Here is a 21,120-nt window from a genome sequence, read left to right as displayed (position 1 = left end):
AACTGTGATGAAAATATTTTTGGTGTTCAGCTAAAACTATCTTGCTTTATAAAAAGTATTTTGTTATATTGTAGTAGTTGCTTGAATTATGACTAGATAAAACGAAAACAAATGAAGATTTCTGATAAACAGAAATGATATTTATCTATTAAAATAATCAGTTTCATTGGCTCAGGTGAATGAAAAGAGTTAGTTATTAGTTAAAGATGGAGGTGTTTTGCATGGTAAAACGTACTTATCAACCAAATAAACGTAAACACAGTAAAGTGCACGGTTTCAGAAAACGTATGAGCACTAAAAACGGCCGCAAAGTATTGGCGCGTCGTCGTCGTAAAGGTCGCAAAGTTTTATCAGCATAAGATCACTGATTCATCAGTGGTCTTTTTTTTCGTTTAGAATGTATTATATTAAAATAAGATAATGAATTAAGCGAGTGATGTGGACGTGGAAAAAGCATATCGAATTAAAAAAAATGCTGATTTTCAATTGATTTATCGCCATGGAAAGTCAGTAGCAAACAGACAATTTGTCGTATACACATATCAGAATCAGATAGCTCATTTTCGCTTAGGTATCAGTGTTTCTAAGAAGATTGGGAATGCAGTGATACGCAATAAGATTAAACGTGCGATCAGAGAGAATTTTAAAGTACACAAACAAGATATTATTGCCAAAGACATCATTGTTATTGCTAGGCATCCAGCTAAAAATATGACGACTTTAGAAATTCAAAGTAGTTTGGAACATGTCTTAAAAATAGCTAAAGTATTTAATAAAAAAATTTAGCAAGACGAAATAATTATACATCCGTAAGTCTAACGTCAGACAAACCGAACACTTACCTAAAGATATAAAGCGGGATACTCGCAATTTAAAATGAAACAATTTACAATGTTAAAATGAAATTTTACTTGAATAAGGAGGCGAGTAGCGTTATGGATTTCGATACAATTACTAGTATTTCGACACCTATGGGAGAAGGTGCTATTGGAATAGTCAGACTATCAGGACCACAAGCAATTGAAATCGGTGATAAGCTTTATAAAGGGAAATACAAATTAGCTGAAGTCGATTCTCATACGATAAACTACGGTCATATTGTTGATCCTGAGACGAATGAAGTAGTAGAAGAAGTAATGATATCTGTATTACGTGCGCCTAAAACGTTTACTAGAGAAGATATCATTGAAATTAATTGTCACGGCGGCATATTGACCATTAATCGCGTGTTAGAATTGACTATGACTCATGGTGCAAGGATGGCTGAACCAGGAGAATATTCTAAGCGTGCCTTTTTAAATGGACGGATAGACTTATCACAAGCAGAAGCAGTTATGGATTTTATTCGCTCTAAAACAGACCGCGCATCAAAAGTTGCGATGAATCAAATTGAAGGGCGTTTAAGTGATTTAATAAAACGACAGCGACAATCTATTTTAGAAATATTGGCACAGGTAGAAGTGAATATCGATTACCCTGAATACGATGATGTCGAAGATGCTACGACCGAATTTTTATTGGAACAATCTAAAAATATTAAAGCCGAGATTGACAAGTTATTAGAGACAGGTGCTCAAGGTAAGATCATGCGAGAAGGTTTATCAACAGTCATCGTTGGTAAGCCAAACGTAGGCAAGTCTTCAATGCTTAACAACCTTATTCAAGATAATAAAGCAATCGTGACCGAAGTTGCAGGAACAACACGAGATGTGTTAGAAGAATACGTTAACGTAAGAGGCGTACCATTAAGATTAGTTGATACAGCAGGTATTAGAGACACAGAAGACATAGTAGAAAAAATAGGTGTTGAACGTTCTCGTAAAGCTTTAAGTCAAGCCGATTTAATTTTGTTTGTCCTTAATTATAATGAGCCTTTAACAAAAGAAGATCGTACTTTATTTGAAGTAATTAAAAATGAAGATGTTATCGTAATTGTTAATAAAACAGATTTAGCACAGCAATTAAACATTGAAGAAGTTCAGGAAATGATTGGTAATAAACCATTGATACAAACATCTATGCTTAAACAAGAAGGTATAGATGAACTTGAAATTCAAATACGAGATTTATTTTTTGGTGGCGATGTTCAAAATCAAGATATGACATATGTTTCTAATTCACGTCATATCGCATTGCTCAAACAGGCAAGACATGCAATTCAAGATGCTATTGACGCTGCTGAATCTGGCGTTCCAATGGATATGGTACAAATAGATTTAACACGAACATGGGAAATTTTAGGTGAAATCATTGGTGAATCAGCTAGTGATGAACTTATTAATCAGTTATTTAGTCAATTCTGTTTAGGAAAATAAATAAGTGGATTGGTAGTCTATAAATATGTAAATGGAAAAGGGAGGTTGAATCATGACACAAAATTATGACGTGATTGTTATTGGTGCTGGTCACGCAGGTATTGAAGCAGGTTTAGCTTCTGCGCGTCGTGGCGCTAAAACATTAATGTTAACCATCAATTTAGATAATATAGCGTTTATGCCATGTAATCCATCAGTTGGTGGGCCAGCAAAGGGTATCGTGGTAAGAGAAATCGATGCGTTAGGTGGCCAAATGGCGAAAACAATTGATAAAACACACATTCAAATGCGCATGTTAAACACAGGTAAAGGACCTGCAGTAAGAGCACTACGCGCTCAAGCTGACAAAGTGCTATACCAACAAGAAATGAAACGCGTTATTGAAGACGAAGCACATTTAGATATTATGCAAGGTATGGTTGATGATTTAATTATTGAAGATAATGTAGTTAAAGGTGTGCGTACAAATATTGGTACAGAATATCATGCTAAAGCAGTAGTCATTACTACAGGAACATTTTTACGTGGTGAAATTATTTTAGGAAATATGAAATATTCAAGTGGGCCGAACCATCAATTGCCATCTATTACGTTAGCAGATAATTTAAGAGAACTCGGCTTTGAAGTAGTTCGTTTTAAAACTGGAACGCCACCACGTGTTAATGCGAAAACCATCGATTATTCTAAAACAGAAATTCAACCGGGTGATGATGTAGGTCGAGCATTTAGCTTTGAAACAACGGAATATATTTTAGATCAATTGCCATGTTGGTTAACTTATACTAATGGCGAAACACATAAAGTCATCGATGATAATTTACATTTATCAGCGATGTATTCAGGTATGATTAAAGGTACAGGACCACGCTATTGTCCTTCAATTGAAGATAAGTTTGTGCGCTTTAATGATAAACCACGCCATCAGTTATTCTTAGAGCCAGAAGGTCGCAATACGAATGAAGTATATGTTCAAGGGTTATCTACAAGCCTTCCTGAACACGTACAACGTCAAATGTTAGAAACCATTCCTGGTCTTGAAAAAGCTGATATGATGCGTGCAGGTTATGCAATTGAATATGATGCGATTGTGCCAACTCAATTATGGCCTACATTAGAAACGAAAAAGATTAAAAACCTATATACTGCAGGACAAATTAACGGTACGTCTGGATATGAAGAAGCGGCTGGCCAAGGTATTATGGCTGGTATTAATGCTGCAGGAAAAGTGCTAGGCACAGGTGAAAAAATTCTAAGTCGTTCAGATGCATATATTGGTGTGTTAATTGATGATTTGGTAACTAAAGGTACCAATGAACCATATCGTTTATTAACTTCTCGTGCCGAATATCGCTTATTACTTCGTCATGATAATGCTGATTTACGCTTAACTGACATAGGCTATGAATTAGGTATGATTTCTGAAGCACGCTATGCACGTTTTAATGAAAAACGTCAACAAATTCAAGATGAAATTGACCGTTTAACTCATATTCGCATTAAACCAAATGCACATACGCAATCTGTGATTGAAGCACATGGAGGTTCTCAGCTTAAAGATGGTATTCTAGCTATTGATTTATTACGTCGTCCTGAAATGACGTATGATACTATTTTAGAAATTTTAGGAGAAGCACATCAATTGCCTGAAGCAGTTGCTGAACAAGTTGAAATACAAACAAAATATGAAGGTTATATCAATAAATCATTACAACAAGTAGAAAAAGTGAAACGTATGGAACAAAAGAAAATTCCAGAAGACTTGGATTATAGTAAAGTCGATAGTTTGGCAACGGAAGCACGTGAAAAATTAGCCAAGGTTAAACCATTGAATATCGCACAAGCATCACGTATTTCAGGTGTTAATCCTGCAGATATTTCAATTTTACTTGTGTATTTAGAACAAGGTAAGTTGCAAAGGGTGAAAAGCGAATGAACACTGTAAAATGGTTAACTGAGAAATTAAAAGAACACGATATTGTATTGACTGAAAAACAACAAGCACAATTTCAAACGTATTATCAATTACTTGTTGAGTGGAATGAAAAGATGAATTTAACAAGTATTACCGATGAACATGATGTTTATTTAAAACATTTCTATGATTCTATTACACCAAGTTTTTATCATGATTTTAATCAACCATTAACTGTTTGTGACGTTGGTGCAGGAGCTGGTTTTCCTAGCATTCCATTAAAAATCGTTTATCCAACTTTGAAAGTTACAATTGTTGATTCACTGAATAAGCGCATTCAATTTCTTAATCATTTAGCTAGTGAGCTAGAATTACAAGATGTTAGCTTTATTCATGATCGTGCAGAAACCTTTGGTAAAGGTGTCTACAGGGAGTCTTATGATATTGTAACAGCAAGGGCTGTGGCTCGTTTAACGGTACTTAGTGAATTATGCTTACCTCTTGTGAAAAAAGGCGGTCAGTTTATTGCATTGAAGTCGTCAAAAGGTGGCGAAGAACTCGAAGAAGCGCAATTTGCTATTAACGTTTTAGGCGGTAAACTAGCAATGACATTCAATTTTGACTTACCTGAAAATGCTGGTGAAAGACAAATGATTGTTATCGATAAACAACGACAAACAGCTAAAAAGTATCCGAGAAAACCTGGTACACCTAATAAATCTCCTTTACTTGAAAAATAAAACAGATTAAAATAACCTCAAATGAGAAGGAGCGAATGGATAATGAAAAAGCCTTTTTCAAAATTATTTGGTTTAAAAAATAAAGAAGACATTGTTGGCTATATTGAAGAAGATCGCAATTCTAATGTTGAATCCATTCAAATTGAACGTATTGTGCCTAATCGTTATCAACCACGACAGGTTTTTGACCCTAGTAAATTAAAAGAACTTGCTGAATCGATTGATGAACATGGTTTGTTACAACCCATTGTTGTAAGACCAATTGAAGAGCACATGTATGAAATTATTGCTGGAGAACGACGTTTTAGGGCATTGCAATCGTTACAAAAATCACATGCTGATGTCATTATTCGTGACATGAGTGATGAGGAAACGGCCGTAGTTGCTTTAATTGAAAATATTCAGAGAGAGAACTTATCTGTAGTAGAAGAAGCGGAAGCCTATAAAAAATTACTTGAAATAGGTAATACAACACAAAGTGAATTAGCTAAGAGTTTGGGGAAAAGCCAAAGCTTTATTGCCAATAAGTTACGTCTGTTGAAATTAGCACCTAAAGTTATCGTGCGCCTTAGAGAAGGTAAAATTACTGAACGACACGCACGAGCAGTCTTACCTCTGTCTAATGAAGTACAAGAACAGCTCATTGAACAAGTCATTCAACAAAAGCTTAATGTTAAACAAACAGAAGCACGAGTCAAGCAACAAGTAGGACCAGAAAAGGTTACAGCACAAACATTTCAGTTTTCGCATGATTTAACGCAAGCTAGGGATGAAGTGGGTAAGAGCATCCAAGCAATCGAACAGTCAGGTATTCGAGTAGAACATCGTGATAAAGATCACGATGATTACTATGAAATTAAAATTAAAATATATAAACACTAGATAATACAGATTGGGATATCGTTCCAAGAAACATAAGCCAGTAAATGAGTTTACAAAAATTCATTTACTGGCTTATTTGTTTATAATATTTTGTATTAGCATGTCTTTTTATATCGAATTACGTTTAAAAATAAAGCATATTTGTATCATTTAATAGATGTCACTTAACTAAATGAATACGGTGTCTTATGTATCAAAGGCAACATCCGTTACGAATAGAACTTTCAGCTTTAATACCTTTAAATAAGATTTCTTAACATATTAATGAGAGTGTGGAAATCATACTCGAAGAAAAGATTTTGGTGTTTCAATGATGTTTCGTTACAGTTAAATCCCTAACTGTTTTTATTTTCATTTGCCCTGTTTACAATTTAGAAATTACGATTTATATTAATAGTAAACGGTACGTTTCGTTTTACAATAAAATGTCAAAGAAGGGAAAAGATTGTTTAGTATTTCTAGTGCTATTCTACACTTTGTTATCGGTGGTTTTGCAGTGGCATTTGCATCGATTATGTCAGAAAAAATTGGAGGTAAGTTAGGAGGAATTATCGCTACACTGCCGGCAGTCTATTTAGCAGCAATCATTGCATTGGCAATTGATCATCGTGGTGAAGAACTTGTCAAAATGTCTATGCATTTGAGTACAGGTGCAATTATTGGTATTGCTTCTTGTATATTAACAGTGGCATTAACATCTATCTATATAAGTAAGAAAGGTTATGTTAAAGGTAGCATTTTTGCACTTGTTTGTTGGTTTATTATTTCAGTTGCCATCTTTTTAGTAAAACACATTTAAATTTGGAGGCTTTCGTAACATGAAACTTGCTGTAATTAAATTTTTAGTTGGTGGCACGGCAGTCTTATTAAGCTATATTGTATCTGTCGTTTTGCCATGGAAAGAATTTGGAGGTATCTTTGCGACCTTACCGGCAGTCTTTTTAGTATCATTATTTATTACGGGTATGCAATTTGGTGATGAAGTAGCCATGCATGTGAGTCGTGGTGCTATTTTTGGTATGACGGGTGTCTTATGTAGTATTATCGCAACATGGGCCATGCTCAACTATACACATCAGTGGCTATTAAGTGTTATTATTGGTTTCATAGTTTGGTTTGTAAGTGCATTTTTAATATTTGAGTTAGTTGAATTTATAGCACGTAAAAGAAGGGAACGACATGGCTGGAAGACCAAAGGATCCAACGATAGATAAAAAGATTTTTAGTGAAATTGAACGTTTATTAGAAATGTCACACTACGGTGAGATTACGATAGAGCAAATTGCAGAAAATACTGGTGTATCGAAGGCAACGATTTATAGACGATGGAAAGATAAAGCATCCATTATTATCGATATGTTTGTTACGCATACACGTGATATTACGTTTAATCATATAAATTTATATGATGCATTGTTTGCTTTTGCCACACAAATCATGGCTATTTATAAGACGAATTTAGGAAGAGCTGTGATTGAGATATTAGTCAGTTCTAAGCAATCTGAGGCTAGAGGATTATTTATGAAAGGTTACTTTGAAAGTAATCGGCGAAATTTTAAAGAGATGATTGCACCTTATCTTAATGAAGAAGACCAAGATTTAATGATTGATTTAGTATTTTCACCCATTTATTTTAATATCTTAATTAAGCCTCAAGAGTTAGATGAGCATTATATTCAACGGTTATTAAAGCGTTTGCTTAAGGCCTATGATATTGAGCAATAACGATTTTAACAGTTTGGGACATCATTATGTTTTAGACTATGAACGATATATTGGCAGTAGTTGACTGATTTGAAAATACGTTTATACTAAGCTTTTTCAATCCTGGTCAACCTTGCTGGGGCGGGACTACGAATTCCTAATGAATTCAGTCCCGCTCACATTTTTATTTAACAAACTAATAATTATTGAAATCGTTTACATAATATATTCATAATGCTAGCATTAACTTAGCAATCTTGTGGAAAATCAAACATCGAGATATCGACATAAATGTAACAACAAAACAATGAGGTGGATAAAGATGGATCATGAAATTCCTAGAAAGATGAAAGTGGCAGTGTTAAATGAACCGTACGATATTGAAATTAAAGAAGTGAATGTGCCAGAACTTGGGCCGCATGATGTATTGGTACAAATGTTAGCAGTTGGTGTATGTGGCTCTGATGTGCATTATTATGCTCATGGTAGTGTCGGTGAATTTGTAGTTGAAGCACCACTTATTTTAGGACATGAATGCGCTGGAAAAGTAGCAGCTGTAGGCAGTGATGTAACGCATTTTAAACCTGGAGATCGAGTGGCAGTTGAACCGGGTGTGCCATGTGGAACATGTGAATATTGTAAAACCGGAAAATATAATTTGTGCCCAGACGTTGTATTTCTCGCAACACCTCCTGTTGACGGGGCATTTACGGAATATTTGAAGCATCCAGAAGATTACTTATTCCATATTCCAGACACATTGAGCTATGAACAAGCAACCCTGAATGAACCATTGTCAGTTGGTATACAAGCTTGTCGTCGAGCAAATATTCAACCAGGATCATCTGTAGTGATAATGGGAATGGGACCTGTGGGATTAATGACGGTTGTCGCGGCCAAAGCCTTTGGAGCTACTCAAATTATCGTATCTGATATGGAACAAAATCGTTTAGATGAAGCACTAAAATTAGGGGCAACAACAACTATTAATGTCAAAGACGAAGATGTTAATCAACGAATAAATGAATTAACACAGCAACATGGTGTTGACTACGCAATTGAGACAGCAGGAAATCAAATTGCCTTACGCAGTGCTTTAGCAGCATTAAAAAATGGTGGTACTCTAGCAGCGGTAGGTTTAGCTCAAGAGGCGGATAATCCTCTTAATATTCCTTTTATTACCAATCATGAAATAAACCTTGTTGGTATTTTTAGATATGCAAATACGTATGATACAGGCATTCAAATTTTAAGTCATACTGATGCAGATTTAAATTCTATGTTTACACATCAATATCCTTTGTCAGAAACAAAAGCAGCAATGGAGCGTGCAAGAACAGATAAATCTGGTTCGTTAAAAGTGATTGTATATCCAAATGGTATCGAAGCAGCCAAATTATAAATTTAGAGATAAATATTCAGTTTGGGACATCATTATATTTTAGACTATGAACGATATATTGGCAGTAGTTGACGGGATTGAAAATATGATTATACCAATATTTTTTCACTTCTAGTCAACTGTGCTAGGATGGGACAGAATTCATCATGAATACTATCCCACTCACGGATATATCATTATTGATAAGGTTATACATTGTTATGCAATATAGCAGTATAGCCTTATTGTTTTTTAGTTTTAAGATATATTTTTGAAAATTCTATTTAATATTTTCTAATAAAGTTAGAAATATTGAACTTTTAGCATAAAGTTGTTATTTTATTCAAAATTAACTATGAAATACATGTTATTTTCCTATGGTTGTAAAATAAATTGTGTTAGCATTGTAAATGGTAACGGTTTCATAAAATGTGAAAAGGAGGGTTGTTAATGAATATTGAAGAAACAAAACGCTTTATTGAAGCGGGTCATCTTTCCGTAGGCATTGAATTTGGATCGACAAGAATTAAGACGGTAGCCATTGATGATGATTTTAATACAATAGCTACGGGCTCATTTGAATGGGAAAATAGTTTTGACAATGGCTATTGGACTTATTCCATGAATGATGCATGGGTTGGTTTACAAAAAAGTTATGGTGAAATGACACGATACGTTAAAGATACATATGATACGACTGTTAATCAAATAGCGTCATTAGGTATTAGTGGCATGATGCATGGTTATTTAGTATTTGATGAACATGATGATTTACTTGTACCTTTTAGAACATGGCGTAACAATAATGCGAATGAAGCAGCTACGGTATTACGTGAAGATTTTAATGTTAATATTCCCGAGCGTTGGAGTATCGCACAACTTTTTCAATCAGCGATGGAGACAGAACCCCATGTCGAACGTGTAAGATATATGACGACATTAGCGGGTTATATTCATTGGTATTTAACCGATGAAAAAGTGATTGGTATTGGTGATGCTTCCGGAATGTTTCCAATTGATAGTCAACGGCTAGATTATCGTCAAGATTTAATGAACCGCTTTAATAAGTTATTTGCGCAGCGTGGTTATAACCAAAAGATTGGTGACATTTTACCTCGTGTTGTCGTAGCAGGTGAGTCTGCTGGTAGACTAACTGAAACAGGTGCAAAATTAATTGATCCAAATGGTGAGTTGCAGGCAGGATGTCCTCTTTGTGCCCCTGAGGGAGACGCAGCAACAGGTATGGTTGCAACGAATAGTGTAGCACCGCGTACAGGTAATGTTTCAGCAGGTACAAGTATCTTCTCAATGATTGTGTTAGAACAACCTATTCAACGTGTTTATCCAGAAGTAGATATTGTGACGACGCCAGATGGTTATGAGGTAGCCATGATTCATGCGAATAATTGCACGTCTGATATTAATCTATGGATAAATCTTTTTGAAGAAGTATTACAAACGATGGGCGTCAATTACGACAAAAATGAGCTTTTTACAAAAGTTTTTGAAAGCGCTTTAAACGGAGAGGATAACCTGGGAAATTTATTATCTTATGGCTATATCTCTGGGGAATTCATTACCGATGTACCTCAAGGTTATCCTATGTTAGTGCGGTCGGTAGATAGTAACTTTAATTTAGCAAACTTAATGAAAACGCATATTTATAGCGCATTCAGTACGTTGAAAATTGGCGTTGATTTATTGAAAGAAAATGAAAATATTACTATAGATTCTATGCTTGGTCACGGTGGTATTTTTAAAACTGAAAAGGTTGCGCAAACGTTTTTAGCAGCAGCGCTTGAAACAAATGTACGTGTCATGCAAACGGCAAGTGAAGGCGGTGCATGGGGCATTGCAGTATTAGCACAATATTTAAAAGACCAACGCAATAGTGATTTAGCCACTTATTTAAGCAACTATGCGTTTAAGAATACGACGTCTGTTGCTATTGAGCCAACTGCTGCAGAAGTGGAAAGTTTTCGAATGTATACTGAACGTTTCAAGCAAGGTATTCCACTTGAAAAATTAGCAGCAAAAAAATTCGGAATGTAAAAGTTTAAACAAAATAATGAAAGTGGGATGGAAACGTGGTTAATAAGATACAAAGTCAGCAAACAGAGCGTCAATTTTTAGGCTTACCAATGGTACTTATTTGGGGCTATGTTGCAGTGGCTATTTTTATGACGGGTGATGGTGTTGAGCAAGCGTTCTTGTCTAAATATATTGGGAGTCTAGGATTTAGTAGCTCAGAAGCTGGTAGAGTACTGGCTGTTTATGGCTTGGTTGTGGCTATCGCATCATGGTTATCAGGTGTGTTAGCAGAAATATTTAGCCCAAGACGTATCATGACATTTGCCTTTATTATTTGGATTATCTTTCATGTAGGATTTCTAGTGTTTGGTTTAGAACAACAAAACTATGCGATGATGCTTATCATGTATGGCATCCGCGGTTTTGCTTATCCAATGTTTATTTATAGCTTTGTCGTATGGATTACATATTCTTCACCTGCCTATAAACTCGCATCCGCGATGGGTTGGTTCTGGGCGATGTATTCTATAGGTATTGGTGTATTAGGTTCATATTTACCAAGCTTTACGATTCCATTTATTGGAGAGTTGGGTTCATTATGGTTATCAATTGTATTTATTCTAGTTGGTGGACTCATTGCAACGTTCTTGGTGAAAGATAAAAAAGGTGAAGACGTTGAAGCAAAGCGTATGACGACAAAAGAAATGTTTGCAGAATTTGGTCGAGGAATCACGCTTCTAGGTAATAAGCAAGTAGCTATTGCTTTTGTGGTGCGGATTATTAACCAATTATCGCTATTTGGCTTAGTTGCTTTTTTACCGCGTGTATATACTGATGAATTCGGCTTTACAACATCTGAATGGCTACGCGTATGGGGACTGATGTATTTTATCACAATCTTCACTAACTTATTCTGGGGTGTTGTCGGTGATAAAATTGGCTGGGTGCGCCAAGTGCGTTGGTTCGGTTGTATTGGCATGGCCTTATCAACTTTAGCCTTCTATTATTTGCCATCGTGGAGTGGTCCAAACATCTTTGTGACGACATTAATAGCGTTAATGTTAGGTTTCGCAGTGGCGGCATATGTACCGATGTCAGCTATTTTCCCAACATTAGTGCCGGAACATAAGGGTGCGGCAGTATCTGTACATAACCTGGCTGCAGGATTAAGTAATTTTTGTGGTCCTGCGATAGCAAGTGTCACATTAATGTTTACTACAGAAAAAGTAACTATTTGGGTCTATGCCATTCTTTATATCATAGGCTTCATCTTGACATTCTTTATGAAAGTGCAGCAACCAACGAAAGAAGTAGAAATAACAAATCAAGTACAAACGAATGAAGGAGTGTAATTTATGACAAATATTATTGATCAATTTAGAGTAAATGGTAAAGTAGCAATCGTAACTGGTGGGGCGATGGGTCTAGGTAAAGCAATGGCTGAAGCGCTAGCACAAGCAGGTGCAGATATTGTAATTGCCGACATTAAGTTAGATTTAGCAGAAGAAACAGCTCAAGCTATTGCACACAATGAAGGTGTTAAAACCACAGCATTAAAAGTAGATGTTACAAATCCTGATGATGTTAATAAGATGGTACAAGACGTTGTTAAAAAATATGGAAAAATTGATATTTTAGTTAATAATGCAGGAATGACAATTAATGAAAAAGCGGAAGATGTTTCTTATGAAAATTGGTTAAAAGTCATCAATCTTAACTTAAATGGGGTTTTCTTAGTGGCACAAGCAGTTGGACGCCAAATGATTAAACAAGGAAATGGTTCAATCATTAATACATCATCAATGTCTGGCTTAATTGCAAATAAACCACAAGAGCAAGCATCTTATAACGCATCTAAAGCAGGCGTCATTATGTTAACGAAAAGTTTAGCCATGGAATGGTCTAAATACGGTATTAAAGTAAATACAATCGCACCAGGTTATATGAAAACAGCATTAACTGAACCAATGTTTAATACTGGTGGCGATATGATTGATTATTGGATGGGAGCAACACCAATGGGTCGTCCAGGCGAGCCACACGAATTAGGCGGTATTGTCGTTTACCTCGCATCTGATGCATCAACATTTGCTCAAGGTAGTGTATTTACAATCGATGGTGGTTACACAGCATTATAATATAATTTCAAAACAGTCTGAGATATCAATCTCACAATAATAGCACAATGATGGTTTGCCATAATCATCGTTGTGCTTGTTTTATATTCAATGATCTTTTGAAATGTAAAATAAATCGCTAAATTTTGTTAAGGAATCGTATTAAATGAGATAAAAAATTAATAATTAATAATATTGTCAAAAATGGGGTGGTCAAAATGATTTGACTAGTATATGATAAAAGAAATTTCATACAAAAGGATGGAATATCAGTGAAAAAGATTATACTAATTCTAATACTAACAATGTGTATGGCAATTTCTTTATATGGTTGCGAAGAGAACAAGAAAAAGAAAGTAGCAAAGAAGCCTGTTAATATTGAATATGTTGCGCCTCAATCACAAACGGGAAAGAAATATGACGATAAAATTGAGTCATTACAAAAGTTATTGTCTAAAGAGTTAAAAGCGCCTGTGAATATACAGCGTACAACTAGCGATTATAAGATGATTGAAGATTTAGCATCTAAAAAAATGGATGTGGCTATCATGTCGCCAGTAACCTATACAATTGGTCGAGATAAAGGAACAGTAGATGTTCTGTTAAAATCTAAAGACTATTTAGTTGATGATAAAGGAAATCAAACTAAGAAATTGGGAGATTATTATCGTTCACAAATTGTGGTTAAAAAAGATAGTGACATTAAAAAGCTTAGAGATTTAAAAGGGAAAAAAGTTGGGTTACAAGATGCAGATTCAGCTGCAGGATATATTTATCCATTAGCTGATTTGCAAAGAGAACATATTCCTAAAAGTGCATTGCGTGTGTCTCAATTTAAAGATGAAGATCAAGCATTAAAGACGTTGCTAGATGGAGATATAGATGCCGTGGCTACTTATGATGATGCACGTGTAGAGCTAAAAAAATCTAAACCTAATGTTTATAAAGATACGAGAGTCATTTATACATCAGATAAAATACCAAATGACACTATTTCGGTTCGTGTAGATTTAAGTGACGAATGGCGTAATAAAATTGCAAAAGCATTTATTAATGTCAGCAAAAAGAAAGAAGGACGTCAATTAATTCATGACCTCTTTGACCATGAAGGATATGAAAAAACAAGTGAAGCGGACTTTAAGAAAGTTAGAGATAACCGTATCTTGATAGACGGCTAGAAATATTAACAGAAGGGTATCACCATATCAGTTTGGGCATCATTATGTCCTAAGTTATGAACTAAATATTGGCAGTAGTTGATTGGATTGAAAATACGCTTATACCAAGCTGTTTTCATTCCTAGTCAACCTTGCTGGGGCGGGACTTCGAATTCATAATGCATTCTGTTCCGCTCCTTTTTTTACCAAAGATACACATTGTTTTGTAACACATAAATAAAATTTTAGACATACGGACGTCTAAAAAACACGATGATATCAAATTGTCAAAGCATTTTGTCACTATTAATACTGCAGTTTCTAAAGATATTTGATAGATTAATACTATAACATACGTTTCTATAAAACTATCACTTATTTAAATGAGTGAAATTTTCACAGAGATAATCTAAGGAGTGCAAAATGATAAATGTTGGGCAACAATTAAAAAAATATAGAATACAGCAAGGTTATTCACAAGAAGTATTGGCTGAAAAATTATATGTTTCTAGACAAACGATTTCTAACTGGGAAAATAATAAAAGTTTGCCTGATATCCACAATTTATTAATGATGTGCTCGCTATTTAATGTATCCTTAGATGATCTTGTTAAAGGAGACGTATATCAAATGGATAGAGAAGTAGTACGTAAGGAAATGAACAAATGGACATGGTGTATGTTAGTAACATTTGTAATAGCCGCTGTGTTGATAGGGCCTATGATACATTATTTTAGTTGGCTAGGATTATTTATCATATTGATTTTATACATGATAGGCCTTTTTGCAAGTATACGAATAGATCGACTTAAATATAAACATAACATGGAAAATGCAGATCGTATTATTGCATTTATGAATGGAGAAGATCCTAATAAAGTTCAAGTAACGAAAAAACGTGAGCTCTTCACGAGTGCTTTAGCTTTTATCTGTTTTGTTGGTAGTATTATGATTATTGTACTAGCTAGTTTATGGTTAACTGATGTATTCTTATAAATTTAAAAATGGGGCAGTCATCACAGTTATTTCATTTAGCTGTGTTACTGCCCCTATATACTATCTACTTATGATTATTCTTTTCTTCACGACGTTTTAAGTAATAAGCGCCCCCGAGTAACCCTGCAGGCACACCAAGAATAGGTGTTGTTATACTACTTAAAATGATAACAGCTAGTGTCAATGTTATACCGTTAAACCAATTAACCTCTAAGTTTTTTAAATCCTCGTATGATTGTTTAACTAATTCTTTAAATTTCATGACAATACATCCTTTCAAAATATATTAATTTAATGCTTGTTTAATCTTATTGTTTGCATGGATAAATGAAATAACAGCAAATATTAAATAAACGATGGTATACACAACCATGACTACAATAACAGGTCTTAAATCTTGTTGCCCTAATAAATTCATAAAAGCCAGAGCTGCGAATAAAGCATGTAATAAGGCAATCAATAAAGGTAAACCAAAGTTGAATAATATTTTAAAACCTATACCTTTCATCATATCAATATGCGTGAAACCAATACGACGTAAGATACGATAATTGCTCATTTCATCTTCGGTTTCATCCATCTGCTTAATATAAATAATACAACCCGCTGCAACTAAGAAGGCTAGACCAAGGAATGAAGAAACAAACATTAAGATACCATTTGATTGATCTAGCATGGTTGTTGTTTGACTTTGAATCGTGACATTAGGTGCGACACGCTGAGCTATATGTTCGGCCTGTTTAAGCTGTTGATGCGTGTGAATATTATAGCCATAGTGTGTAGCAATAAGCTTATCATTTGCCAACGATTGGTATTTTTCCGGACTTACTTTTAATACAGGCCCACCATTTGATGCAAGCATTGAAATCACTTCATCTTTATTTATTGCGTTAACGTTAAAGGTTTGTTGTGATTGTCCTTTAACAGTGACATTGCGATTTAAGTGAATGTTAACTATACCGCTTAATGGACCCTTGAGATTCGTTAGTGTTGCCTTATTACCTTGTACTTTTTGATCTGGCATGATACCCAAGCTTAGTTGATTATTTGTATCATTTAATTTATTTTTTAGTGCCTCACTTTTGACAATTTTGGTCATTAAGACAGATACTTCTTTTTTATGATAACGAATGCCTTTTTGCTTTAACTGTTCTTCAAATTTTTGTGCAGAAGATGCTTTTGAAAAGTTGATATCTTGTGGTGACGTTGCCTTAAGTGTGTAATCAGTATTGGATTTACTAATGACACCAAAGCATAAAATCGTAACCGTGACCGCTGAAATGATTGCGATAATCGTTAGCGATAAAGCATTTTTCTTCATTCTGTGCATAATAGACGACGTAAAGACGACATCTGTAATATTAATACGTCCATGCTTTAATTTTTTCAAAGATTTAAAAATAATAGAAACTGAACTTCTGAAAAATAAATAGGCACCGACAATCGTTAAGAATAGAATAACAAAAGGTGATAACATTGTGAGTGTTAAGGCTTTAAATTGACCAAACATTTCCGTGGAAATATAATATCCAAAGGCTATCATGATGATACCTAATAGGCCGGCAACCGTTTCAGGTATGGTGATGCGTGCTTTAGTAGCTTCTGAAGATATATTATCTTTCATCATATCTAAAATGCTACGTTTCTTTAAAAAACGTCGATTTTGCAAAAATATCATAATAAAAGCTAATAGTAGCATGATCATGGTTTGAATCAACGCCATGGGTTCAAAACTAATTGAGACATTAATAGATAAATGCATCATACGTATTAAGATTGATAATAAAAGCTGTGAACCAAACGTTCCAATAAATATTCCTATAATACCTGTCAGTGCAAAAAAGGTAAACTGTTCTATTGATAACATACGTAAGATGTTATGTTTATTTAAACCAATCAATTGAAATAGTGCAAATTCTTTTGTTCGTCGTTTAATAAATAAATGATTGGTATACATTAAGAAAATGATAATAATAATGAAGAGAAAAATAGCACCTATCATTGCACCTTTTTGAACAATTGTACCAGCATTCTCGTTATTAATACTTTTTGTATATTGTAAAGTGACAAAACTATAATACAGTACAATACTTAAAATAAGTGAAAATAAATACAACATATAGTTTTTGATGTTTTGACGTAAATTTTTAAAAATGATTTGATTAAACGTCATTAGCTACACCACCCATTGAAGACTGCAGTTGAATAATGCGGTCATAAAAGGTGCTTTTAGTGTGTTCACCTTGTCGGAAATCAGAATAAATAGCACCATCTTTTAACATAATGACACGTTGTGCGAAACTTGCTGCTGAAGGATCGTGAGTAACCATTACAATCGTTGTATTAAAGTGTTGGTTCATATCTTCTAAACGATGTAGTAAATCTTGGGCGCTTTTAGAATCAAGCGCACCTGTAGGCTCGTCAGCAAAAATGATGCTTGGTTTATGAACGAAAGCACGAGCAGCTGCTGTTCTTTGTTGTTGACCACCAGAAATTTCACTAGGATATTTATGACTTAAGTCATGGATACCTAAGGCTTGTGTTACTTCGCTATAATTTTGCTCCATCTCTGCTGCAGATAACTTTTGTACTGATAGTGGTAACATGATGTTTTCTTTGACAGTTAACGTTGGTAAGACGCTATAGTCTTGAAAGATAAAACCTAAGTCTGTTTTACGAAATTGTGCAAGTTGTTTATCATTTAAGTTGTTTAATGTGTGACCATTAATTTCAACAGTACCACCTGATAATGTATCAATAGAGCTGATTACATTAAGTAACGTTGTTTTACCTGAACCAGATGGGCCCATAATTGCTACAAATTCTCCTTTATCAACCGAAAAGTTAATATCGTGTAGTGCTTTATATTTTTGTTTTTTACCATAAACTTTAGATAAATGATTAACATTTAATATAGGCATTGTGTCACTCCTCTTGTTTTATCGATATTTTTATTTTATGAGTTATTCAACACAAGCGCCTTTATCTAATCTTACAAACAATGATGTTTAACTTACAAAGTTGAAAGAAATAAATAATAACAAGCTATAGTTAATATGAGTTTTATTTTTAGCGGGAATAGATTATAATTTTAAAAATGAACTATGATAAAATAGAATATATCAAATAACGCAGATTATAAATTGTAAAATGAGACATAAGTCGTTAGCATAATAGAAATCTAAAATAATTAGGCGGGATAAAAGTGAAAAAAGAGATCTTAGAGTGGATTGTGTCTATAGCAGTTGCACTTATCATTGTAGGTATAGTTGTTAAATTTATTGGAGTTACATATTCAGTTTCGGGAGATTCAATGTATCCAACATTTAAAGATAGAGAAAAAGTAGTAGTGAGTAAAATTTCCAAAACGTTAGACCATATTGATAATGGTGATATCGTTGTCTTTAAAGAAGATAAAGATAGAGACTTTATTAAACGTTTAATTGGTAAACCTGGAGACAAAGTTGAGTATAAAGGTGACCAACTATATGTTAATAATAAAAAAATTGATGAGCCTTATTTAAAATATAACAAAGAGCATAAAAATGGTAAGTATCTGACAGGTTCTTTCAAATCGAGTGATTTGCAAAATGCTAATGGTGAGACGAAGATTCCTAAAGACAAATATTTAGTGTTAGGTGATAATCGTCAAAACAGTTTAGATAGTCGTTTTCCACAGGTAGGGCTTATTGATAAAGAACAAATTGTAGGTAAAGTTGTGTTACGTTTCTGGCCATTTGGTGAGTGGACAACAAAATTTAATCCTGGAACATTTGATAAGTAAATAATCAAAAGTAAGCGTACAATCTATGAGTAACAAAATAGATTGTGCGCTTTATTTTTTTGTCACATTTTGCTATAAAGATGATATAATGTTTTATAATTACATAATTGTATCAGGAGAAAATTAAATGAAAGTATTAAAGAATTATCAAAGTGTATTTATTATCTTATTTTTCTTACTTTTAAGTGCCATTACGCCATTAAGTGGTGATGATTGGACTTGGCGCACGCATGTTGGGATGGATAGATTAAAAAGTTTCTTTTATGACTATAATGGACGATATATCAGTAATATTATTGAGATTATCTTTGTGCGTTCAAGTTTTATTAGAGTGATAGGAATGACCATTTTTTCATCATTATTAATTTTATTAATGAGTCGTTTAGCATATAAGAAACGCGCGTTACAAAAAAGTATTGTCACATTAATTATTGTGATGCTTATGCCAACTCAGATTTTTGCTGAAACATTTGGATGGGTAGCAGGATATGTAAATTACGTAACTTCAGCTGTTGCCATGCTTTACTTTGTATTGTTGGGGCAGGCTATTGTTAATCGGCAATGGAAAGTTACACCGTTAAATGTTTTGCTAAATATTATTTTGGCAATTTTATCGATGTTACTTGTGGAACATGTAAGCTTATATTTATTGTTTGTCACTGTTTATTTTAGTATTATTTATTATTTAAAATATAAACGTATTTCTAAATATCTAGTCTATGGTTTTGTTAGTTTGTTTATTGGAGCTATAGCAATGTTCTCAAATAAAGCATATTATTCAATTGCTACAGCAAAAGATGCTTATCGCACGGTAGGTACAGACCAAGGCTTATTTAATGCGATGTTAGATATTTATTATACGCATAATATGTATTTGATTCCGCTTATTTTTCTAGCATGTGTTTATGTTGCTAAGAAACTGAATCGCATTGATAAAGTGAATGTGATATTATTACTCGGCATGTTTTTAGGAACGGTATATTTATTCTTTAACCATCGTAACTTAGAAGTACCACACCCTAGCATGACGCACATTGTAGCAGGTATATTATTTATTATTTACCTTGGTGCTTTTATAGGATTTGCTTTATATAATTTTTATCAAACATCACGTTTCGACATGTTAGTGCTGTATGCTTTAAGTACATTTGTCTGTACGGTACCATTTTTCTTTATCACACCATATGGTGGACGTACAGCATTAGCAAGTTTAATCTTTGTTCTATTAATTGTGTTAACCATGGTAGATGAGGTGACACCAGATGTTACCTTTACTTATAGTAATTGGATCAATGTGGGATTGATTGTGACGTTAGTCGTTACGATATTATTACCAATCGGTGAAAATAAGAAAACTGAAATGGAACGTACTCAAATTGTTGAACATCTACCTAAAAATGCGAAAACAGTGGAGTTACCGGGCTTGCCATATCCACAGTTTCATCATATGGGAGACCCAACTGAAAATACCTATATGACACCATTTTTCAAATTGTATTATGGCATTGACTACAAAAAAACAAAGTTTATTATTAAAACACACTATCATTAATAAAAAATAAGTATTTATAAAAGGGAGCGGGACAGAATTCATTATGAATTCTTAGTCCCGCCCCGGCAAGGTTGACTAGGATTGAAAAAAGCTTGGTATACGCGTATTTTCAATCCAGTCAACTACTGCCAATATAGAACTCAGAGCCTAAAATATAATTATGTCCCAGACTTTATTATATATTTAAAATGTATATAGATTAATTTATTGGATTACACGGTTTCTTGACCACGTTTGTTCCAAGTTAAAATAAAGCTGAGCATAGCTAAAATGCTAACAATGGTTAATAAGATAAACCCAGCATCCCAGCCCATGTGATCAACAATAAAACCGAGTACGATGTTAGCCATCACTGCACCAAACAAATAGCCAAATAAGCCAGTTAAACCAGCTGCTGTACCTGCAGCTTTCTTTGGTACATAGTCTAGTGCTTGAAGGCCAATGAGCATAACAGGACCATAAATAAGGAATCCAATCATAATTAATGAGATATTATCTAACCAGGCATGTCCTGGTGGATTTAACCAGTAGATGAGTACAAAGACAGTA

20 protein-coding genes and 1 pseudogene are annotated in these 21,120 nt (G+C 34.0%); 17 read left to right on the top strand and 4 right to left on the bottom strand.

What is annotated here, in order from left to right; translation table 11 throughout:
* Positions 1-221: 221 nt before the first annotated feature.
* The 15 genes from rpmH (at position 222) to HMPREF3267_RS05085 (ending at position 15,235) form a co-directional block, all read left to right on the top strand.
* Positions 222-359 carry a 50S ribosomal protein L34 gene (rpmH, locus tag HMPREF3267_RS05155; protein WP_000240855.1) on the top strand — a complete coding sequence of 46 codons (138 nt, stop codon included), beginning with the start codon at positions 222-224 and terminating at the stop codon, positions 357-359.
* A 79-nt stretch (positions 360-438) separates the two neighbouring features.
* A complete protein-coding gene (gene rnpA, locus HMPREF3267_RS05150) occupies positions 439-786 on the top strand; it encodes a ribonuclease P protein component (protein WP_002461042.1) in 348 nt (115 codons plus the stop codon).
* Positions 787-935: 149 nt separating this feature from the next.
* Complete coding sequence (mnmE, locus tag HMPREF3267_RS05145) at positions 936-2,315, top strand: tRNA uridine-5-carboxymethylaminomethyl(34) synthesis GTPase MnmE (RefSeq protein WP_062078403.1); 1,380 nt, start codon at positions 936-938, stop codon at positions 2,313-2,315.
* Between the two features lie 52 nt (positions 2,316-2,367).
* Positions 2,368-4,248 carry a tRNA uridine-5-carboxymethylaminomethyl(34) synthesis enzyme MnmG gene (gene mnmG / locus HMPREF3267_RS05140; RefSeq protein ID WP_002479206.1) on the top strand — a complete coding sequence of 627 codons (1,881 nt, stop codon included), beginning with the start codon at positions 2,368-2,370 and terminating at the stop codon, positions 4,246-4,248.
* Entirely contained in the window at positions 4,245-4,967 is a 723-nt protein-coding gene (gene rsmG / locus HMPREF3267_RS05135) for a 16S rRNA (guanine(527)-N(7))-methyltransferase RsmG (protein WP_062078405.1), read from the top strand. The genes mnmG and rsmG overlap by 4 nt, the downstream gene beginning before the upstream one ends.
* A 42-nt stretch (positions 4,968-5,009) precedes the next feature.
* A complete protein-coding gene (locus tag HMPREF3267_RS05130) occupies positions 5,010-5,849 on the top strand; it encodes a ParB/RepB/Spo0J family partition protein (protein WP_002492074.1) in 840 nt (279 codons plus the stop codon).
* Positions 5,850-6,294: 445 nt separating this feature from the next.
* Positions 6,295-6,648: a DUF3147 family protein gene (locus HMPREF3267_RS05125; protein ID WP_002461048.1), complete on the top strand. Its 354-nt coding sequence runs from the start codon at positions 6,295-6,297 to the stop codon at positions 6,646-6,648.
* A gap of 19 nt (positions 6,649-6,667) precedes the next feature.
* The gene (locus tag HMPREF3267_RS05120; protein WP_002461049.1) at positions 6,668-7,063 is read left to right on the top strand and encodes a DUF3147 family protein; all 396 of its coding nucleotides are present in this window, start codon (positions 6,668-6,670) and stop codon (positions 7,061-7,063) included.
* The gene (locus tag HMPREF3267_RS05115; protein WP_002479208.1) at positions 7,029-7,574 is read left to right on the top strand and encodes a TetR/AcrR family transcriptional regulator; all 546 of its coding nucleotides are present in this window, start codon (positions 7,029-7,031) and stop codon (positions 7,572-7,574) included. Before HMPREF3267_RS05120 ends, HMPREF3267_RS05115 begins: the two co-directional genes overlap by 35 nt.
* Positions 7,575-7,875: 301 nt before the next feature.
* A complete protein-coding gene (locus HMPREF3267_RS05110; RefSeq protein WP_002479209.1) occupies positions 7,876-8,955 on the top strand; it encodes an NAD(P)-dependent alcohol dehydrogenase in 1,080 nt (359 codons plus the stop codon).
* A gap of 429 nt (positions 8,956-9,384) precedes the next feature.
* On the top strand, positions 9,385-10,986 hold the full coding sequence (locus tag HMPREF3267_RS05105) for a xylulokinase (protein WP_062078407.1): 1,602 nt from the start codon (positions 9,385-9,387) through the stop codon (positions 10,984-10,986).
* Positions 10,987-11,021: 35 nt separating this feature from the next.
* Positions 11,022-12,317, top strand: a complete 1,296-nt coding sequence (locus HMPREF3267_RS05100; protein WP_002461056.1) for an MFS transporter — start codon at positions 11,022-11,024, stop codon at positions 12,315-12,317.
* Between the two features lie 3 nt (positions 12,318-12,320).
* Complete coding sequence (locus HMPREF3267_RS05095) at positions 12,321-13,103, top strand: glucose 1-dehydrogenase (protein ID WP_002479212.1); 783 nt, start codon at positions 12,321-12,323, stop codon at positions 13,101-13,103.
* 251 nt (positions 13,104-13,354) lie between these two features.
* Positions 13,355-14,260, top strand: a complete 906-nt coding sequence (locus tag HMPREF3267_RS05090) for a phosphate/phosphite/phosphonate ABC transporter substrate-binding protein (protein ID WP_062078409.1) — start codon at positions 13,355-13,357, stop codon at positions 14,258-14,260.
* 405 nt (positions 14,261-14,665) lie between these two features.
* Positions 14,666-15,235 carry a helix-turn-helix domain-containing protein gene (locus HMPREF3267_RS05085; RefSeq protein WP_037543495.1) on the top strand — a complete coding sequence of 190 codons (570 nt, stop codon included), beginning with the start codon at positions 14,666-14,668 and terminating at the stop codon, positions 15,233-15,235.
* Between the two features lie 64 nt (positions 15,236-15,299).
* Here the strand turns inward: HMPREF3267_RS05085 and HMPREF3267_RS05080 are convergent, their stop codons facing one another.
* The 3 genes from HMPREF3267_RS05080 to HMPREF3267_RS05070 are packed head-to-tail and all read right to left on the bottom strand — an operon-like array spanning position 15,300 to position 18,156.
* On the bottom strand, positions 15,300-15,497 hold the full coding sequence (locus HMPREF3267_RS05080) for a VraH family peptide resistance protein (protein ID WP_002461061.1): 198 nt from the start codon (positions 15,495-15,497) through the stop codon (positions 15,300-15,302).
* Positions 15,498-15,521: 24 nt separating this feature from the next.
* Positions 15,522-17,408: an FtsX-like permease family protein gene (locus tag HMPREF3267_RS05075; RefSeq protein WP_062078411.1), complete on the bottom strand. Its 1,887-nt coding sequence runs from the start codon at positions 17,406-17,408 to the stop codon at positions 15,522-15,524.
* Complete coding sequence (locus HMPREF3267_RS05070; RefSeq protein WP_062078413.1) at positions 17,398-18,156, bottom strand: ABC transporter ATP-binding protein; 759 nt, start codon at positions 18,154-18,156, stop codon at positions 17,398-17,400. Before HMPREF3267_RS05070 ends, HMPREF3267_RS05075 begins: the two co-directional genes overlap by 11 nt.
* A gap of 284 nt (positions 18,157-18,440) precedes the next feature.
* On the opposite strand from HMPREF3267_RS05070, the gene lepB reads away from it, so the two are divergent.
* Positions 18,441-19,019 (top strand): signal peptidase I, encoded by a 579-nt coding sequence (gene lepB, locus HMPREF3267_RS05065; RefSeq protein ID WP_002461066.1) that lies wholly within the window; start codon positions 18,441-18,443, stop codon positions 19,017-19,019.
* Positions 19,020-19,146: 127 nt separating this feature from the next.
* Complete coding sequence (locus tag HMPREF3267_RS05060) at positions 19,147-20,571, top strand: DUF6056 family protein (RefSeq protein WP_062078415.1); 1,425 nt, start codon at positions 19,147-19,149, stop codon at positions 20,569-20,571.
* Between the two features lie 212 nt (positions 20,572-20,783).
* Here the strand turns inward: HMPREF3267_RS05060 and HMPREF3267_RS05055 are convergent.
* A pseudogene (locus tag HMPREF3267_RS05055) lies at positions 20,784-21,120 on the bottom strand (glycerol-3-phosphate transporter); the annotation flags it as partial.

The sequence above is a fragment of the Staphylococcus sp. HMSC62D11 genome, from assembly GCF_001839145.1.
GTDB lineage: Bacteria > Bacillota > Bacilli > Staphylococcales > Staphylococcaceae > Staphylococcus > Staphylococcus lugdunensis.
This window is presented reverse-complemented; position numbering and strand designations above follow the sequence as displayed.

What these genes read in the sequence shown, in the direction of transcription:
- HMPREF3267_RS05105 (WP_062078407.1), top strand. Translation starts at nt 9,385, where the DNA reads ATGAATATTGAAGAAACAAAACGCTTTATTGAAGCGGGTCATCTTTCC.
- HMPREF3267_RS05115 (WP_002479208.1), top strand. Translation starts at nt 7,029, where the DNA reads ATGGCTGGAAGACCAAAGGATCCAACGATAGATAAAAAGATTTTTAGT.
- HMPREF3267_RS05110 (WP_002479209.1), top strand. Translation starts at nt 7,876, where the DNA reads ATGGATCATGAAATTCCTAGAAAGATGAAAGTGGCAGTGTTAAATGAA.
- mnmE (WP_062078403.1), top strand. Translation starts at nt 936, where the DNA reads ATGGATTTCGATACAATTACTAGTATTTCGACACCTATGGGAGAAGGT.
- HMPREF3267_RS05095 (WP_002479212.1), top strand. Translation starts at nt 12,321, where the DNA reads ATGACAAATATTATTGATCAATTTAGAGTAAATGGTAAAGTAGCAATC.
- HMPREF3267_RS05080 (WP_002461061.1), bottom strand. Translation starts at nt 15,497, where the DNA reads ATGAAATTTAAAGAATTAGTTAAACAATCATACGAGGATTTAAAAAAC.
- rsmG (WP_062078405.1), top strand. Translation starts at nt 4,245, where the DNA reads ATGAACACTGTAAAATGGTTAACTGAGAAATTAAAAGAACACGATATT.
- HMPREF3267_RS05120 (WP_002461049.1), top strand. Translation starts at nt 6,668, where the DNA reads ATGAAACTTGCTGTAATTAAATTTTTAGTTGGTGGCACGGCAGTCTTA.
- HMPREF3267_RS05075 (WP_062078411.1), bottom strand. Translation starts at nt 17,408, where the DNA reads ATGACGTTTAATCAAATCATTTTTAAAAATTTACGTCAAAACATCAAA.
- rpmH (WP_000240855.1), top strand. Translation starts at nt 222, where the DNA reads ATGGTAAAACGTACTTATCAACCAAATAAACGTAAACACAGTAAAGTG.
- HMPREF3267_RS05070 (WP_062078413.1), bottom strand. Translation starts at nt 18,156, where the DNA reads ATGCCTATATTAAATGTTAATCATTTATCTAAAGTTTATGGTAAAAAA.
- HMPREF3267_RS05130 (WP_002492074.1), top strand. Translation starts at nt 5,010, where the DNA reads ATGAAAAAGCCTTTTTCAAAATTATTTGGTTTAAAAAATAAAGAAGAC.
- mnmG (WP_002479206.1), top strand. Translation starts at nt 2,368, where the DNA reads ATGACACAAAATTATGACGTGATTGTTATTGGTGCTGGTCACGCAGGT.
- HMPREF3267_RS05060 (WP_062078415.1), top strand. Translation starts at nt 19,147, where the DNA reads ATGAAAGTATTAAAGAATTATCAAAGTGTATTTATTATCTTATTTTTC.